At 68.8% G+C, this 15,812-nt stretch carries 14 protein-coding genes; 8 read left to right on the top strand and 6 right to left on the bottom strand.

Going from position 1 to position 15,812, the window contains the following annotated elements; translation table 11 throughout:
- The first annotated feature begins 16 nt into the window (after window positions 1–16).
- Window positions 17–1,048 carry a DUF695 domain-containing protein gene (locus tag CXQ97_RS16100; RefSeq protein WP_104181902.1) on the top strand — a complete coding sequence of 344 codons (1,032 nt, stop codon included), beginning with the start codon at window positions 17–19 and terminating at the stop codon, window positions 1,046–1,048.
- A gap of 91 nt (window positions 1,049–1,139) precedes the next feature.
- On the opposite strand, the gene CXQ97_RS16105 is transcribed toward CXQ97_RS16100, so the two are convergent.
- Both CXQ97_RS16105 and CXQ97_RS16110 read right to left on the bottom strand, forming a co-directional pair.
- Window positions 1,140–2,270, bottom strand: coding sequence for a tyramine oxidase subunit B (locus CXQ97_RS16105; protein ID WP_104181903.1), 1,131 nt, complete (start codon window positions 2,268–2,270; stop codon window positions 1,140–1,142).
- Window positions 2,271–2,430: 160 nt separating this feature from the next.
- Entirely contained in the window at window positions 2,431–3,018 is a 588-nt protein-coding gene (locus CXQ97_RS16110) for a HutD family protein (protein WP_181035117.1), read from the bottom strand.
- 158 nt (window positions 3,019–3,176) lie between these two features.
- Here CXQ97_RS16110 and glnT point away from each other — a divergent pair, with 158 nt between their 5' ends.
- The 7 genes from glnT to CXQ97_RS16145 are packed head-to-tail and all read left to right on the top strand — an operon-like array spanning window position 3,177 to window position 10,707.
- Window positions 3,177–4,550: a type III glutamate--ammonia ligase gene (glnT, locus tag CXQ97_RS16115; protein WP_104181905.1), complete on the top strand. Its 1,374-nt coding sequence runs from the start codon at window positions 3,177–3,179 to the stop codon at window positions 4,548–4,550.
- Window positions 4,551–4,571: 21 nt separating this feature from the next.
- Window positions 4,572–5,480 (top strand): glutamine amidotransferase, encoded by a 909-nt coding sequence (locus CXQ97_RS16120; RefSeq protein WP_104181906.1) that lies wholly within the window; start codon window positions 4,572–4,574, stop codon window positions 5,478–5,480.
- Window positions 5,468–6,208: a protein glxC gene (locus CXQ97_RS16125; protein ID WP_104181907.1), complete on the top strand. Its 741-nt coding sequence runs from the start codon at window positions 5,468–5,470 to the stop codon at window positions 6,206–6,208. Before CXQ97_RS16120 ends, CXQ97_RS16125 begins: the two co-directional genes overlap by 13 nt.
- 13 nt (window positions 6,209–6,221) lie before the next feature.
- Window positions 6,222–7,601: an FMN-binding glutamate synthase family protein gene (locus CXQ97_RS16130; RefSeq protein WP_219815447.1), complete on the top strand. Its 1,380-nt coding sequence runs from the start codon at window positions 6,222–6,224 to the stop codon at window positions 7,599–7,601.
- Between the two features lie 9 nt (window positions 7,602–7,610).
- Entirely contained in the window at window positions 7,611–8,744 is a 1,134-nt protein-coding gene (locus tag CXQ97_RS16135; RefSeq protein WP_104181908.1) for an FAD-dependent oxidoreductase, read from the top strand.
- A gap of 36 nt (window positions 8,745–8,780) precedes the next feature.
- The gene (locus CXQ97_RS16140) at window positions 8,781–10,064 is read left to right on the top strand and encodes an allantoate amidohydrolase (protein WP_104181909.1); all 1,284 of its coding nucleotides are present in this window, start codon (window positions 8,781–8,783) and stop codon (window positions 10,062–10,064) included.
- 55 nt (window positions 10,065–10,119) lie between these two features.
- Window positions 10,120–10,707, top strand: a complete 588-nt coding sequence (locus CXQ97_RS16145; protein ID WP_258062673.1) for an XRE family transcriptional regulator — start codon at window positions 10,120–10,122, stop codon at window positions 10,705–10,707.
- Window positions 10,708–10,778: 71 nt separating this feature from the next.
- Here CXQ97_RS16145 and CXQ97_RS16150 read toward each other — a convergent pair whose 3' ends face one another.
- From CXQ97_RS16150 to CXQ97_RS16165, 4 genes are all read right to left on the bottom strand, one after another.
- On the bottom strand, window positions 10,779–11,372 hold the full coding sequence (locus tag CXQ97_RS16150; protein ID WP_104181911.1) for a riboflavin kinase: 594 nt from the start codon (window positions 11,370–11,372) through the stop codon (window positions 10,779–10,781).
- 82 nt (window positions 11,373–11,454) lie between these two features.
- Complete coding sequence (locus tag CXQ97_RS16155; protein WP_104181912.1) at window positions 11,455–12,975, bottom strand: NAD-dependent succinate-semialdehyde dehydrogenase; 1,521 nt, start codon at window positions 12,973–12,975, stop codon at window positions 11,455–11,457.
- Window positions 12,976–13,085: 110 nt separating this feature from the next.
- Window positions 13,086–14,615, bottom strand: a complete 1,530-nt coding sequence (locus tag CXQ97_RS16160) for a BCCT family transporter (protein WP_104181913.1) — start codon at window positions 14,613–14,615, stop codon at window positions 13,086–13,088.
- A 130-nt stretch (window positions 14,616–14,745) separates the two neighbouring features.
- Window positions 14,746–15,690 carry a flavin reductase gene (locus CXQ97_RS16165; protein WP_104181914.1) on the bottom strand — a complete coding sequence of 315 codons (945 nt, stop codon included), beginning with the start codon at window positions 15,688–15,690 and terminating at the stop codon, window positions 14,746–14,748.
- Between the last annotated feature and the right edge of the window lie 122 nt (window positions 15,691–15,812).

A 15,812-nucleotide genomic window follows, 5' to 3' on the forward strand; every position in this document is an offset into this window, starting at 1 on the left:
AGGGGAAGCAGGCGCTATGGGACTCTTCGACCGCCGGGCCTGCCCGGGGCGAGGGCGCGGGACGGATCCCATCGTCGCGTTCTGGCAGTGGTGGGCGGACGACGGCGAGGACCTGCTGACCACCGCCACACGGGCCGGGGACTTCGAGGCCTACGTCGACGAGATGACCCGGAGGGTGCGGGCGATCGCCCGTGGCCTCGAGTGGGAGACGCGGACGGGTGTCGACGCCGAGCACACCCTCTGCGTCTCCAGCGGTGGTGATGCCGCGCTGCGTCCCGTGGCCGAGCGCTGGTACCGGGCGTCCCCGCCGTCGAGCTGGCGCTGGGAGTTCCTCCCCGCCCGCAGCGCCAGGCCCGACATGCTCGATTCGACCATCACCTACCGCGGCAGGACCTTCGACCTGAGCCGTACCCGCGTCCACGCCGCCGTCGCACCCAAGGGCGACGGCCTGATCGTCTCGGTGCACAACCCCGGGTTCACGGGCCAGTGGGACGACGAGCACGGCCTGTGCGTCCTGCTGCTCGAATGGCTGCTCGGCGAGGACGACGTGGAACGCTGGGTCCGCCGCGTGGACTGCATCGCCGACGACGTCGTGGACAGCATCCCGGCGTCGGACCTGCCCGCCCGGGTGACGGACCTGGCGCGGACCCTGCCCGATCCGGGCTGGCTCCTGATGCAGGGGACGCTCGGCACCGGCGACCCGGTGCTCGTGCGGGTCCTGCGCCCGCTGCGGTGGATCGACCATCCACGGTTCGACCTCCACACGGCACTGCGGGTCCCGTTCGACGCCGACGGGCAGGGCCTTCCCCGGCCGTCGGCCCTGGGCGCCCTGGACGAGCTGGAGGACGCCCTCGTGCGCGGCCTCGGCCGCCGCGGGATGCTCGTCGCGGCCGAGACCTCGAGGGGGATCAGGACGTTCCACTTCTATTCGGACTCCGAGGACCAGAACGGGCGGGACGTCCTCGATGCCGCCGCGCGGGAGCGGCGCCCCGTGACGGCCAGGCACGTGCTCGACCCCGGCTGGAAGAAGGTGCAGGACTTCGCCTGACGCGTGCCGGCCGGCACCGAACGATGCCGGCCGGCAGCGGGTCGGGCCCGTGCGACGACGGGCACCCTCGACGCGACGGCAGCGCGGCGGATCAGGCGAGGGCCGGCGTGTCCCAGAGGTTCAGGACGGTGCCGATGTTCCTCTCCTCGGCGACGCGGTAGAGGTCCGTCGCCCATGCGACGTCCTCCACGGGCATCCCCCCGACGGAGTAGAGGATGATCTCGTCGTCGTCCCGGCGACCGGGGAGCTTCCCGGTCGCGATGTCCGCGATCTCCTCGATCTTCGAGGGAGGCAGCGTCCCGTTCTCGAGGAGCCCGAACCAGTGCGAACCCGGGATGCCCAGGATCTGGTAGGCGGTGGGGCCGTATTCCTCCAGCCAGGCCTGGTAGAGGCCTTCAGCGTCGATCACGAGGCGTGCGTCCTGGAGGAAGTCGTCGTCGAACCGGGCAGCGGCCGGGAGCAGCAGCAGGGCGCCCGGCTTGATGGCGGACTTCGGGAAGTACGGGAACGCCTCGCTTCCGGCGGCGTCGGTGGTGGTGGTCGCCATGACGATGTCGGCATCGGCGATCGCCTCCTCGATCGTCTCGGCCGCGATGACGCGGCTGAGCTGCGGGAACTTCGCCGTGGCCCAGTCGACGAACGCCTGTGTGCCGGCGGCGCTCCGGCCTTTCACCGAAACCGTGTCGATCGAGGGGCGGAGCGCCAACGTCGTCTCGAGGACGGACCGTGCGATCACCCCGGGGCCGATCACGGCCGCGGTCCTCGCGTCGGCTTTCGCGAGGTGCTTCACCCCTACACCGGGTACGGCGCCGGTACGGTAGGCGCTGAGGAGGTTGGCACTCATGATCGCGAGCGGCGCCCCGGTGTCCCGGTCGTTCAGCACGAAGACGTGGACCGATCGGGGCAGGCCTTTCCGACGGTTCTCCGCGTTGGAGCCGTACCACTTCACGCCCGTGGTGCCGAAGCGCCCTCCCAGGTAGGCGGGCATCGCCATGAAGCGGCGATCCGGCCCGTCCGCGGGCATGCCGTCGAACGCGGGGCGCTCGGGGAACGTGATCATCGCGCCGTGTGAATTGCCGTTCTCGCCCGCCATCCGGTAGTCGCCCTGGCGGAGGAGGACGAGAGCCTCCTCCATGACATCGGTGCAGCGGACGACATCGCCGACGCCGGCGTCGATCATGTCGGGTTCGCTGAGGTAACGGAAGTTGATTTCGGTCGACATGGGAGCTCCCTGGTGATTCACGTGGTGAAACTTCGATTACCCCAAGTGAACGCAGGGAGCGTTTCTGGTCGGTCATCCCCGGGTTTCCAGCGTGTAACTTCTCACCCGACGGGCCTGCGGAGTCTCGCGGGACGGTATCGGCGCGTGCCCGTCGCCGTGCCTACCGTCCGCGGATGTCGACGAAGACGGCAACCGCGTCCGTGAAGTGCAGGATCTCCGGACCGGCGCCACGCAGCAGGAAGTCCATCGGGCGGAGGACCCTCCCCCGGGGAGTGCGGGCTCCTCCTTCCAGCACCAGCACGGCGACCGTGGCGGGCGTGAGGGGGTGCGCCCCATCGACGGGCAGCACGCTCATCGTCCCGGTGTGCGAACGTGCGGTCATGAGGTTCACGGCGGTGGCCGGACCCCGCGGAAGAGCGACGCTCACCTCGTCCTCCCCCGGGAAAGCCGTCGCCTGCCACTCCTCGAGGGCCACTGCGGTGCCGGCGATCTCCAGAACGACGCCGGCACCCGACGCGAGGAGGAACGTCCTGTCGATCCCGGGGAAGCGGGAGAACGACGCATCATGCCTCAGGTCCGCGACGCTGATCCGCCAGTCGAAGTCGGCTGCGGATCCCGCAGCCCGGCAGGCGGCGATCTCCCGCGTGGTCCCTGCTCCGTTCCTCCAGGCGCTGGGCGCGACATCCTGCGTCCTGACGATCGAGCCCGAGGCGGGCCGGAGGTCTCCACCACTGCCTTCGCGGACCATTCTCCCCATCCCCTCACGCTGCTGCTCCCGTCGCGGCTGCTGGCTCCCGGACCGTGTCACGCAGAGTTAACACTCCGCTCGCCTGGCCGAAACACCCGATCTGTCTACTGTAGTTCAACAGTGTTTCACTTGAAGCAACAGGAGGCGACGGGAACCCCATGACAAGTCTTGCAACCCCGAAGGCGCAGACCGCGACGCCGGGACCGGTCGAGGCGGGCCGCATCTCCCTGGCGGACATCGCGAAGGCCCACGACGTGCGGTTCCTGCTCGCCACCTTCGTGGACATGACGGGCAAACCCTGCGCGAAACTCGTGCCGGTGGAGGCGGCGGACGAGCTCGAAGCCGGTGCGATGGGCTTCGCGGGATACGCAGCCGGCCTCATCGGCCAGAAGCCCCAGGACTCCGACCTGATCGCCGTGCCGGACCTGACATCGTTCACACCGGTCCCTTTCATCAGGAAAGGCCTGGCGATCATCCACTGCGACCCGCACGTGGACGGGAAGCCCTGGCCCTACGCGCCGCGCGTCATCCTCAAGAACACCCTGGCCGGGCTGGCGCAGGAGGGGATGCAGGCGAAGATCGGCGCAGAAGTCGAGTACTTCCTGGTGAACAGGAACCCGGACGGGACACTCAGCACGGCCGATCCCAAGGACGATTCACCCCACCCGTGCTACGACGCCCGCGGGGTCACCCGCATGTACGAGCATCTGACGTCCATCTCCGAGGCCATGAATGGCCTGGGCTGGGGCAACTACGCCAACGACCACGAGGACGCCGCCGGCCAGTTCGAGCAGAACTTCGACTACGCCGACGCCCTGACCACCGCCGACCGCGTCGTCACCCTCCGCTACATCCTCAATATCCTCGCCGACCAGCGCGGCATGACGGCGACCTTCATGCCCAAACCGTTCACGGACCGGACGGGTACCGGACTGCACCTCCACCTGTCCCTGTGGGCAGGTGACGACGCGCTGTTCCCGGACGCGGAAGACACGCGCGGGCTCGGACTGTCCGCGCTGGCGTACTCCTTCATCGGCGGCCTCCTGGAGCACGCCCCGGCCCTGCAGGCCTTCCTGGCGCCGACCGTCAACTCCTACAAGCGCTCCGGAGCCACGACGAGCTCGTCGGGGGCGACCTGGTCGCCGCGAAAGGCCTCCTTCGGCGGCAACGACCGCACGCATCTGGTCCGTGTCCCGGACGACAGGAGAATCGAACTCCGTTCCGGGGATGGCGCCGCGAATCCGTACCTCGCCATCGCCACGGCCATCGAGGCAGGACTGGACGGCGTCAGATGCACGACCGACCCGGGATCGCCGTCCGGTCCGGGAGAATCGCGGCCTGACGCCCACCTGCTGCCCGCCACGCTCCTGCACGCGGTCGAGGCCCTCCGGCGGGACCCCGTGATCCTCTCCAGTCTCAGTGGCGACGCAACGATCGGCAGGTACTACGCCGACGCCAAGGAGGAGGAGTTCCTGAGCTGGCACAACCAGGTCAGCGACTGGGAGATCCGCACGTACCTCACCTCCATCTAACCCCCCAGCAAAGGACGACTCATGTGCGGAATCGCCGCGCTGCAGCTGCGCAACCCATCGCTGCACCCCCGGATGGGCACCCTGCTGTCCTCGATGCTGTGCCAGATCGTGGACCGCGGCCCGGATTCGGCCGGCCTGGCCGTGTACGACGTCCCGGGCCTGGTCTCGCCGGGGACCTCGACCCTGAGCCTCCTCGGTCGACACCAGGGCAGGGACGCCTCGATCATCACGGCGTCCCTCGGCGATCTGCTGCCTTCGGATGCCTCCCCGACCGTGCAGATCATCGGCGACACCACCCTGGTCAACGCGGCCGTCCCGACCGACCTCCTGGTCAAGGCCGTCAGCGAGACGCTTCCCGGCTCGACCATCACCGGGCGGGGTGAGCACGTGGCCGTGATGAAGAGCGTCGGCCACCCCATGGAGATCGCCGCCGACCACGGTCTCGAGTCCATGGCCGGGAGTCAGGGCCTGTCCCACACCCGGATGGCCACCGAATCAGCAGTCACCGCCGGCGGGTCCCACCCGTTCTCCGTCGCGGACGACCTCTGCCTGGTCCACAACGGCTCCTTCTCCAACCACGCCACGGTCCGCCGGAACCTCCTGCGGGAAGGAGTGGTCTTCGACTCGGACAACGACACCGAGGTCGGCGCCCGCTACATCGCCTCCCGCCTGACGCAGGGCGACTCGCTCGAGGAAGCCCTGGTCAACCTCGGCAGGGTCCTCGACGGCTTCTACACCCTCGTGGTCACCACTGCGGACGGCATGGCGGTCGTCCGCGACCCCATCGCCTGCAAGCCGGCCATCATCGCCGAGACGGACGACTACGTCGCCATGGCGTCGGAATACCGCGCCCTTGCTGCACTGCCCGGCATCGGAAGCGCCCGCATCTTCGAACCGGAACCCGGAAAGGTCTACACATGGTCACTCTGACACTGCCCGACGCCGCCGCACCCACGGAGGGCGCCGGCGCGGAAGCGGCCGGGACGAGCACGATCGATCTCGGGACGGCGCCCGTCCGCGAGCTCAACCAGGCCCTGCACGACGCCGTGGACGGCCAGTCCTGGACGGTCACCTCCCCCGGCGGCAGACACAGTCTCGCCGTCGGTATCACCGCGGACATCGACGTCGCCATCGAAGGTCATGCCGGTTACTACGCGGCAGGCATGCACCAGAAGGGGAGCGTGACCATCACCGGCAACGCCGGGGTCGGGCTGGCGGAGAACATCATGTCCGGCACCGTCCACGTCACGGGTGATGCGTCCCAGTCCGCGGCAGCCACGGGACACGGTGGCCTGGTCGTCATCGACGGCAACGCCGGGGCCCGCTGCGGGATCTCCATGAAAGGCGTGGACATCGTCGTGGGCGGCAGTATCGGGCACATGTCCGCGTTCATGGCACAGGCCGGGCGCCTGGTGGTCTGTGGTGACGCAGGCGACGCACTGGGCGACTCGATCTACGAGGCCCGGATCTACGTCCGGGGTTCCGTCGCCTCCCTGGGGGCGGACTGCATCGAGAAGCCCATGACGCCCGAGCATCTCGACGAACTCGCAGGCCTGCTCGCCGCTGCCGGGCGGACGGACAGCCCGGCGGACTTCAAGCGCTACGGCTCGGCCCGCAAGCTCTACCACTTCAACGTCCACAACTCGACGTCGTACTAGCAAGGACACTCCCATGACCCTTCCCCCGGTCCAGCAGGACGCCCCCGCGCACATCCCTGCTCCGCACGCCCCCGCCCCGAACACCGCCGAGTCGGGTCTGCGGGAATCCGCGACGTTCGACCGCGCGACCATCGCCGATATCCAGCGCGCCGCCGCCACCGGCGTCTACGACATCCGGGGCTGGGGTGCCAAGCGCAAGGTCCCCCACTTCGACGACCTGCTGTTCCTGGGGGCTTCGATGTCCCGCTACCCGCTGGAGGGCTATCGCGAGAAGTGCGACACCGACGTCGTCCTCGGCGACCGTCACGCCAGCAGGCCCCTCCACCTGCAGACCCCCGTGACCATCGCCGGCATGAGCTTCGGCGCCCTGTCGGCCAACGCCAAGGAGGCACTGGGCCGTGGGGCGAGCGAGGTCGGCACCTCCACCACGACGGGCGACGGCGGCATGACGCCCGAGGAGCGGGGCCAGTCCAGGCACCTCGTGTACCAGTACCTGCCGTCCCGCTACGGCATGAACCCGGACGACCTGCGCAAGGCGGACGCCATCGAGATCGTGCTGGGACAGGGAGCCAAGCCCGGCGGCGGCGGCATGCTGCTCGGCCAGAAGATCACCGAACGCGTCGCCGGCATGCGCACCCTGCCGGTGGGCATCGACCAGCGCTCCGCCAGTCGCCACCCGGACTGGACCGGTCCGGACGACCTCGAGATCAAGATCGGCGAACTGCGGGAGATCACCGACTGGAGGACGCCCGTCTACGTCAAGATCGGCGCGTCACGCCCCTACTACGACACCGCGCTGGCCGTGAAATCCGGTGCCGACGTCGTCGTGGTCGACGGGATGCAGGGCGGCACCGCCGCGACGCAGCAGGTCTTCATCGAGAACGTCGGCATCCCCACCCTCGCCGCCATCCCGCAGGCCGTCCAGGCACTCCAGGAGCTCGGCGTCCACCGGAAGGTCCAGCTCATCGTCTCCGGCGGCATCCGCACGGGGGCCGACGTGGCCAAGGCGCTGGCCCTCGGCGCCGATGCGGTCGCGATCGGGACGGCGGCCCTCATCGCGCTGGGCGACAACGACCCCAGGTACGCGGCCGACTACAGTGCGCTGGGCTCCGCGGCAGGGTTCTACGACGACTTCCAGGACGGCCGCGACCCCGCGGGCATCACCACGCAGGACCCGGACCTCGCCTTGCGCCTGGACCCGGTCGCCGGGGGCCGGCGCCTGGCCAACTACCTCCGCGTCCTGACGATGGAGGCCCAGACCATCGCCCGGGCCTGCGGGAAGTCGCACCTGCACAACCTCGAACCCGAGGACCTCGTCGCCCTGACCATCGAGGCCTCCGCCATGGCGAGAGTCCCGCTGGCAGGCACCAGCTGGATCCCCGGTGCAGGCTAGGAGACCTCGATGACCACGTCCACCGATTACGTCGTCGTCGGCGCCGGCCTGGCGGGTGCAGCGACGGCCTGGCAGCTCGCCAGGCGGGGCCATCAGGTCACGATCGTCGAACGCACGACTCCGGCGAGCCATGACGGCAGCTCCCACGGATCGGCCCGCATCTTCCGCTATGCCTACCCCGACCCCTTCTATGCCCGGGCCGTGGTCGAGTCGAGGGCCCTGTGGGACGAACTCGATCGGGCCAGCGGGCTGGAACTGATCACCCCGGCCGGCGCCGTGGACTACGGTCCGCACCGCGGGCCGGACCAGCTGGCCCGGGTCCTCGCCGGCGCCGGGGTCGACCACGAGCTGCTCAGCGCGGCCGAGGCACGATCACGGTGGCCGCAGATCGCCTTCGACACGCCCGTCCTGTGGCACCCCGGCGCCGGGGTCATCGACGCCGAACGTTCCGTGCACGCGATGGTCGGGCAGGCCATACAGCACGGCGCGACGGTCCTGACCGGATGGAGTGCAGCGAGGGTGGAGGAGCACGGGGCGGGCTACCGCGTGCACTCCGAGGCAGGGGAGACGATCGAGGCCGGACACGTGGTCGTCAGCGCCGGCGGGTGGCTACCCGCACTGATGGGACACCTCCCGTTGCCGGCCGGATTCCTCGCGGGGCTGCCGCGGATCACCGTCCGCCAGGAACAGGCGTACCACTTCCGCTATCGCACGGACGAGCCATGGCCCACCTTCATCCACAAGAGCGCCGACCTGCAGACCTATGGGCTACCCGGAGGACGCGACGCAGGCTTCGCAGGCCAGAAGGTCGCCGAATACAACGGCGGCGGAATCATCCCCTCGGCCGCCGAACAGACCGGCACGGTCGACCCGCGCAACAGGCTCCGGGTGGTGGACTACGTCAGGAAGTACCTCCCGGGCGTCGATCCCGAGCCGTATGCCGAGACCACCTGCCTGTTCACCAATACGCCCGACGAGGACTTCATCGTCGACCGCGCACACGGGATCACCATCCTCTCCCCGTGTTCGGGGCACGGGGCGAAGTTCGCACCCCTGATCGGCCGGTGGGCAGCCGATCTGGCCACCGGTTCGGGCAGCGTCCCGGCCCGCTTCCGCCCGTCCCTGAACATCAGCCACAGCTGATACCCCTGCCCGCTCCCCGCCAGAATCGGAACCATCGTGCCCTCCCCCGCCACCCCTGCCACCCCGACCACCCCGACCACCCCGACCACCCCGACCACCCCGACCACCCCGACCACTGTCAGCGGCCTGCTGCGGAGCATCGCCGCCGTAGGCAGGGACAGGGTGCGCGGCGGGTTCTCGCGACCCGTCTTCTCCTCCGCCGAGATGGACCTGAGGAGCTGGTTCGTCGAGCAGGCAGAAGAGCGCGGGCTGGAGGTGGTCACGGACTCCAACGGGATCATCTGGGCGTGGTGGGACACGGCCTCGGGCGTCCGGCAGGACGCGGTCGTCACAGGTAGCCACCTCGATTCGGTACCCGGCGGCGGCGAGTACGACGGACCTCTCGGCGTGGCATCGGCCCTGGTCGCCGTCGACATCCTCCGGGCACGGGGAACCAGCCTCGAGCGCCCCCTGGCGATAGCCGTCTTCCCCGAGGAGGAAGGCTCGCGGTTCGGAATCGCCTGCCTCGGATCACGCCTCCTCACCGGCGCCATCGACGCAGACAGTGCCCGCCGGCTCACGGACGCGGACGGCACCACCTATGCGGACGCCGCGGCGTCCCAGGGCCAGGACCCCGGGCTGATCGGCGTCGACGCCCGCACCCTTGCACAGCTCGGAGTCTTCGTGGAGTTGCATGTCGAGCAGGGACGCGGTCTGATCGACCTCGACCAGCCCGTGGCCATCGGCTCGTCCATCCTGGGCCACGGCCGATGGAAGCTGAGCGTCGGCGGCCAGGGCAACCACGCCGGCACCACGCTCATGACGGACCGGCGGGACCCCGTGGTCGCCGCCGCGAAGATGATCGTCAGCATCCGGGAGATCGCCAGGACACACCCGGGCGCCCGGGCAACGGTGGGCCGGCTGCAACCGGTTCCCGGAGGCACCAATGTCATCGCCTCGCGGGTGGACCTGTGGATCGACGTACGCCACCCCGATGACGCGGTCACCGCGGCCGTCGTCGAAGCCATCCGGGCCCGCACCGAGGTCCAGGCTGCCGAGGAGGGATGCACCGCCCTTCTCACCCTGGAATCCCTTAGCCCGACCGTGCACTTCGACGTCGGGTTGGGGGGCCGGCTCCAGGAGCTGATCCCCGCCGCACCGCTCCTGCACACCGGTGCCGGACACGACTCGGGCATCCTCAGCACCCACATCCCCACGGCCATGCTGTTCGTGCGGAACCCCACCGGCATCTCCCACTCACCCGAGGAGTTCGTCGAGGACGACGACGCCGAAGCAGGCGCCGTCGCACTGGCCGACTCGCTCGCCGGGCTGCTCTCCTGAGGCGGTCGGAGCCACCGTGCCGGCCCCGCTCGTGCTTCTACCTAGGATGGCAGCTATGACCGAACATGCTCAGGACGACGGCGGCGGGAAGATCGAGCAGGTCATCGGCACCCAGGTGAGGCATTACCGGACGGCCCAGAACCTGTCATCGGCCGAACTCGCGGCTCGGACAGGGCTGTCCAAGGGCATGATCTCGAAGATCGAGACCGCCAGCACCTCCTGCTCGCTGACGACACTGCAGCGCCTGGCGGACGGACTGGCGATCCCGGTCACGGCGCTCTTCCGCGGAGCGGACACCGACCGTGATGCCACCTTCACCAAGCGCGGCGCAGGCAGCGTCACCGTCCGCAGCGGCACACAGCACGGACATGAATACCACGTGCTGGGAACCCTCAAGGGCCGACCCGACGCGCTCGAGCCCACCCTCGTCACGCTGACCGACGCCTCCGATGTCTTCCCCCTGTTCCAGCACCCGGGTACCGAGTTCATCTTCATGCTCGCCGGGAAGATGGTGTACGGGCACGGGCCGTACGAGTACGCCATGGAGTCCGGGGATTCACTGCTCCTCGACGGAGAAGGACCCCACGGACCGCTCGAGCTCCTCGAACTCCCCATCCAGTTCCTCGCCGTCGCCGCCCGCTGAACGGGTCCTCGGTGTCCGGGCCCCAGCGGTTCGGGGCTCGGCACACGCTTCGGGGCCCGACCGGGACGGCCCTACCCGGCGCCGGGAGGCCCTGACGCCGCCGAGGGGGAACCCGCGTCCCTCAGCTGTTCCAGGGACGGATATCGATGACGAAGGTATCCCACGGGGAGTTGCGTGCGGGCAGCGACCCAGCTGTAGCTGGGGACCTGCAGCGGGCAGGACCGCACCGCGCGGGAGCCCTGCTGCCGGGCCCAGGCTTCCACGTCCGCCACGTCACGGCGAAGCTGGCGCACGAGGTGCGACGAGTCCTCGAAGCCCCACTGCGGGCGCAGGCGATGGATGAACTGCACCCGGACCCGCCGACCATAGATCTGTTCATCGAAGTCGAGGAGGAAGGCCTCGATCAGCCGCACGCCGTCCTGCGCGTAGTAGGTGGGCCGACTGCCCAGGGAGATGGCCGCAACGTATACCCGTCCGTCCCCCTGCGGGTCCACCTGCACCGTGCCGGCCCACACGCCGTCCTCGAGGATCACGGAGTCACCGGCGATGTTCGCCGTCGGAAAGCCGAGAAGGCGGCCGCGCTTGTCCCCGTGGGCAACGACCCCCTCGACGACGCGGTCGTGCCGACGGTCCACCGGCGGTCGCCCGATATCGGGTGTCTGCATTTTCTTCACCTTTTCCAAGAAGCACGGGACCGAGCTGGTTGAGGACGGGAGGCCGGCCGAGTGAGCCGACCCGTACGTGCATTCAGCGTGGCGGTGGTCCGGCCCAGGGGTTCTCGATGCCGATGTACTGGATGGTGGTGTACTCCGCGATGCCCTCTGCTCCGCCCTCCCGGCCGATGCCCGACTGCTTCACGCCGCCGAAGGGCGCCGCTGCGTTGGAGATGACCCCGACGTTCAGGCCCAGGAGCCCGAACTCGATGCGGTCACCGATGCGCAGTCCGCGGGAGATGTTCTCGGTGAAGACGTAGGAGGCGAGCCCGTACTCGGTCGAGTTCGCCAGCTCGACCGCCTCGTCCTCGGTCGAGAAGGTCACCACGGGTGCGACCGGCCCGAAGATCTCCTCGCGGACGACCCGGGCGTTCCGGGGCACATGCGTCAGCAGGGTGGGCTGGAAGAAGTATCCGGGGCCGTCGATGCGCGACCCGCCGACGACCACTGTCGCTCCCTGCCTCACCGCGTCCAGCACGAACTCCTCGACGGCGTCCCTCGCCCTGGCCTCGATCAGCGGACCGACGTCGGTGCCCTCGTCGGTCCCGTCGCCCACCGTCAGGGCCGACATCTTCGCGGCCAGCTTGGCGACGAACTCGTCGGCCACCGATTCGTGGACGAGGAGGCGGTTCGCCGCGGTGCACGCCTCGCCCATGTTGCGCATCTTCGCAGCCATGGCGCCCGCGACGGCCTTGTCGATGTCCGCGTCCTCGAAGACGATCAGCGGGCCGTTGCCGCCGAGCTCCATCGAGGTGCGCAGCACGTTGTCCGTCGCCAGCTTCATCAGGTGCTTACCGACGGGTGTGGACCCCGTGAAGGACACCTTCCGCAGCCGTGGATCAGCCAGGATCGGTTCGGAGACGGCCGACGCCGATGCCGAGGACACCACGTTGAGCACACCGGCCGGGAGACCGGCGTCGATCATGATCTGGGCGAAGTACTGCGAGGTCAGAGGCGTGAGGCGGGCCGGTTTGAGCACCATGGTGCAGCCCGCGGCGACGGCGGGAGCGATCTTGCGGGTCGCCATGGCCAACGGGAAGTTCCACGGGGTGATCAGCAGGCACGGGCCGACCGGCTTGCGCGAGACGAGCATCCGCAGGTCGCCCTCCGGCGCCTCCGAGTAGCGGCCGTAGTCGCGGACAGCTTCTTCGGAGAACCAGCGCAGGAACTCGCCGCCGTACTTCACTTCGCCGAGGGCTTCGGGGAGGGGCTTCCCCATCTCGAGGGTCATCAGGAGTGCCAGGTCATCGGCGCGGTCCTGAACGAGGTCGAAGGCCCGGCGGAGGATCTCCGAACGGGATCGGGACGAGGTCCGGGCCCACGATTCCTGTGCCTCGGCGGCAGCATCCATGGCCGCCTGCGAGTCCCTGCGGGTGGCGGAGGCCATGGTCGCTATCACCTCGCCGGTGGCAGGGTTCTCCACCGGGAAGGTGCCGCCGTCGGAGGAGTCCCGCCACGTGCCGTCGATGAGGAGGCCGGTGGGGGTCCGCGCCAGCACGTCGCCGGTCCTCTCCCGGATCGTCGGTGGGTCCAGGATCAGGTCGGTGTTGCTCATGTATCAGCCTCTTCGTCGGATTGCTGCCGGATCGGGCAGGGGGACGTGCAGGGGATGTCGAGGCCGGGCGCGCACGGGGTGTCGTGCCCGGCTGCCGCCCGGCGCCGACCTCAGTGCCCGTCCGCGCCGGGGCCCTGCCGGGAGATGTCCTGGAGTCGGGCGTGGCGTAGCAGTTCGAACTCGGGGTCCTTGCGGAGTTCGAGGATCAGCGAGATGCCGAGGAGGGCCACGATGATCGTGAAGGGCAGGGCGGAGAGCATCGCCGCCTGTTGCAGGGCGGCGAGCCCGCCGGCGGCGAGGAGCAACACCGCGCAGAGCCCGGTGAGGAGCCCCCACAGCGTGAGGACGGGCTTGGAGGGTGTCAGGGTGCCCCTGGACGAGAGCATGCTCAGCACGTAGGTGTTCGCGTCGGCACCGGAGATGAAGAACAGTGCCACCAGCAGCACGGTCAGAACGGCGGTGACCTCGGAGAGCGGGAGCTGGTCGAGCATCGTGAAGAAGGCGGAGTTGATGTTGGCGGTGGTGGCCTCCCCGATACCGGCTCCGTCCATGTCCATCTTGATGGCCGCGCCACCGAAGATGGTGAACCATGCGAAGAACACCAGGCTGGGCACCAGGAGCACGCCGGCCACGAACTGTCGGACGGTACGGCCCTTCGAGATCTTCGCGAGGAACACCCCGACGAAGGCCCCCCAGCTGAGCCACCACGCCATCATGAAGTACGTCCACCACTGCATCCACTGAAGGTCCTCCGGCGTGGAGGGGGTGATCAGGCTGGTGGTGAAGAACTCGCTGGCGTACTGGCCGATGGACCGGAAGAAGAGGTTGGAGATGAAGTTCGTCGGCCCCATCACGAAGACATAGACCGCCAGGAGAGCCGAGAGGCCCATCGTGATCTCGCTGATGTACTTGATCCCCTTGTTCACCCCGGAGAGGGCCGAGAGGGTGAACAGGACCGTGATCACGGCGATGATGACGATCTGGACGGCCAGGTTGGTCGGTAGTCCGAGGATGCGGTTCAGGCCTTCGGCGATCTGGGAGGCGCCCAGGCCGAGCGAGGTGGTGGTCCCGAACAGTGTGGCGATGATCGCGAAGATGTCGATCGCCTTGCCGAACCAGCCATCGACGAGCTTGCCGAGGACCGGCCGGAGCATCGGGGAGACGAGCCCGGGGCGTCCCTTGCGGTGGGTGGAGTAGCCGATGGCCAGCCCGAAGACCCCGAAGACGGCCCAGGCATGGAGACCCCAGTCGAAGAAGCTGTACTGCATGGCCAGGACGGCCGCGTTCATCGTCTCGGGTTCGGCGAGGGCGTGCGGTGGCGCCAGGAAGTGGGAGATGGGCTCGGCGACCCCGTAGCTGACCAGTCCGATGCCCATGACCGCCGAGAGGATCATCGCCAGCCACGCCCACGTGCTGTACTCGGGGCGGGCGTCGTTCGAGCCGAGCCGGATGCCGCCGTACCGGCTGAAGGCCAGATAGAGCAGCAACCCGATGCTCAGCAGGGTCACGATCAGGTAGCTCCAACCGACCGACCCCGTCGCCCAGTTGATACTCGCCGTCATGACCCCGTTCAGGGAAGCCGGGGACAGCGAGGCCCAGAGCACGAACGCGACGATGAGAGCGATCGAGGCGATGAACACTGCTCCCGGCCTGGTTCTCCGGGACGCGTGATCGTCATGAGAACGGGTCGGGGTGGGTGGATCGAGGTGCTGGACCACGGTTTGCTCCGGTTTCTTTCGCGAGGGGGAAGGGCTCACTTCTCGGGCGGATTCACAGCTGGGTGAGATCGTCGCTGTCGTAGAAGCGCCCCGCTTTGTAGATGATCGGCGGCGTCTCGACGACTTCTGCGTGTCGGACACGGCAGATGAAGACGGTGTGGGTCTTGGCCTGGAACCGTTCGCGGATCTCGGCCTCCAGTGAGGCCGGGGATCCGTCGATCAACGGGCTCCCGTTCGGTCCTGCATGCCAGTCGACCTCGGCGAACTTGTCGGCGGACTTGGAGGCGAAGGTCGCGATGGTCTCCCGCTGCCCGGTGCCGAGGATGTTGATACCCAGGTGGGTCGCGGCGAACAGTGCCGGGTAGGTGGACGAGGTCTTCTGGATGCACACCATGACCAGCGGTGGTTCCAGGGAGATGGAGGCATAGGCGTTGACCGCCAGCCCCTTGGGAGCGCCCTGGTCCTGCGTGGTCACGACGGTCACGCCGGTGATGAACTGACGATTGAAGGTCTTCATCACCTGCGGATCGGGTTCGCCCGAGAAGTCGTCGAGGGTGATGTCGTCCGACGTCGACGGCGCGTCGCTGAGATGGCGAATGCCCAGGCTGTGCAGCAGCTCCGAGCCGTCCCACGTGACCTCCTCCCGGTCGATCTTCCCGTTCACGAGGTTCACGTGGTTGCAGCCGCGCGTCTGCACGCGGCGGTTCGTTGCCGGCACGCCGAGGAAGGTCTCCGTGTGGGTCCCGGTCGTCGTCCAGAAGATCGCAGCGGTGTCGTCCTCGGTGACCACGGAATCGATGGTCGTCACCAGGTCCGGGAAGCCGGAGCGGATCGCCTCGATCTCGTTCTGCAGATCGACGAGTCCTGCGTGCTTGCCGCTGGAGCGGCTGACCCTCACGTAGTCGGAGGTGACGATGGATGCCAGGGCGGCCACGTCTCCGTGGTCCCACGCGGCACCCCAGGTGGAGTCAAGAGTCTCTCGGAATGTCTGTTGCATGGTAGTAGACGTTAGCCACGTCACATATCCGAGTCAATACATAGCGGTGACCGAGTATTAAGTCGCTGTGAACATCGTGTTTCCCGGCACAACACCCAACAACCTTGACGCGCTGCCGGGAG

This window comes from Arthrobacter sp. B0490 (assembly GCF_002929355.1).
In the GTDB taxonomy this organism is placed as follows: domain Bacteria; phylum Actinomycetota; class Actinomycetes; order Actinomycetales; family Micrococcaceae; genus Arthrobacter_D.

Bases quoted from the DNA above. Each gene is read 5' to 3' on its own strand.
- CXQ97_RS16100 (WP_104181902.1), top strand. From the start codon at position 17: ATGGGACTCTTCGACCGCCGGGCCTGCCCGGGGCGAGGGCGCGGGACG.
- CXQ97_RS16105 (WP_104181903.1), bottom strand. From the start codon at position 2,270: ATGTCGACCGAAATCAACTTCCGTTACCTCAGCGAACCCGACATGATC.
- CXQ97_RS16110 (WP_181035117.1), bottom strand. From the start codon at position 3,018: ATGGTCCGCGAAGGCAGTGGTGGAGACCTCCGGCCCGCCTCGGGCTCG.
- glnT (WP_104181905.1), top strand. From the start codon at position 3,177: ATGACAAGTCTTGCAACCCCGAAGGCGCAGACCGCGACGCCGGGACCG.
- CXQ97_RS16120 (WP_104181906.1), top strand. From the start codon at position 4,572: ATGTGCGGAATCGCCGCGCTGCAGCTGCGCAACCCATCGCTGCACCCC.
- CXQ97_RS16125 (WP_104181907.1), top strand. From the start codon at position 5,468: ATGGTCACTCTGACACTGCCCGACGCCGCCGCACCCACGGAGGGCGCC.
- CXQ97_RS16130 (WP_219815447.1), top strand. From the start codon at position 6,222: ATGACCCTTCCCCCGGTCCAGCAGGACGCCCCCGCGCACATCCCTGCT.
- CXQ97_RS16135 (WP_104181908.1), top strand. From the start codon at position 7,611: ATGACCACGTCCACCGATTACGTCGTCGTCGGCGCCGGCCTGGCGGGT.
- CXQ97_RS16145 (WP_258062673.1), top strand. From the start codon at position 10,120: ATGACCGAACATGCTCAGGACGACGGCGGCGGGAAGATCGAGCAGGTC.
- CXQ97_RS16150 (WP_104181911.1), bottom strand. From the start codon at position 11,372: ATGCAGACACCCGATATCGGGCGACCGCCGGTGGACCGTCGGCACGAC.
- CXQ97_RS16155 (WP_104181912.1), bottom strand. From the start codon at position 12,975: ATGAGCAACACCGACCTGATCCTGGACCCACCGACGATCCGGGAGAGG.
- CXQ97_RS16165 (WP_104181914.1), bottom strand. From the start codon at position 15,690: ATGCAACAGACATTCCGAGAGACTCTTGACTCCACCTGGGGTGCCGCG.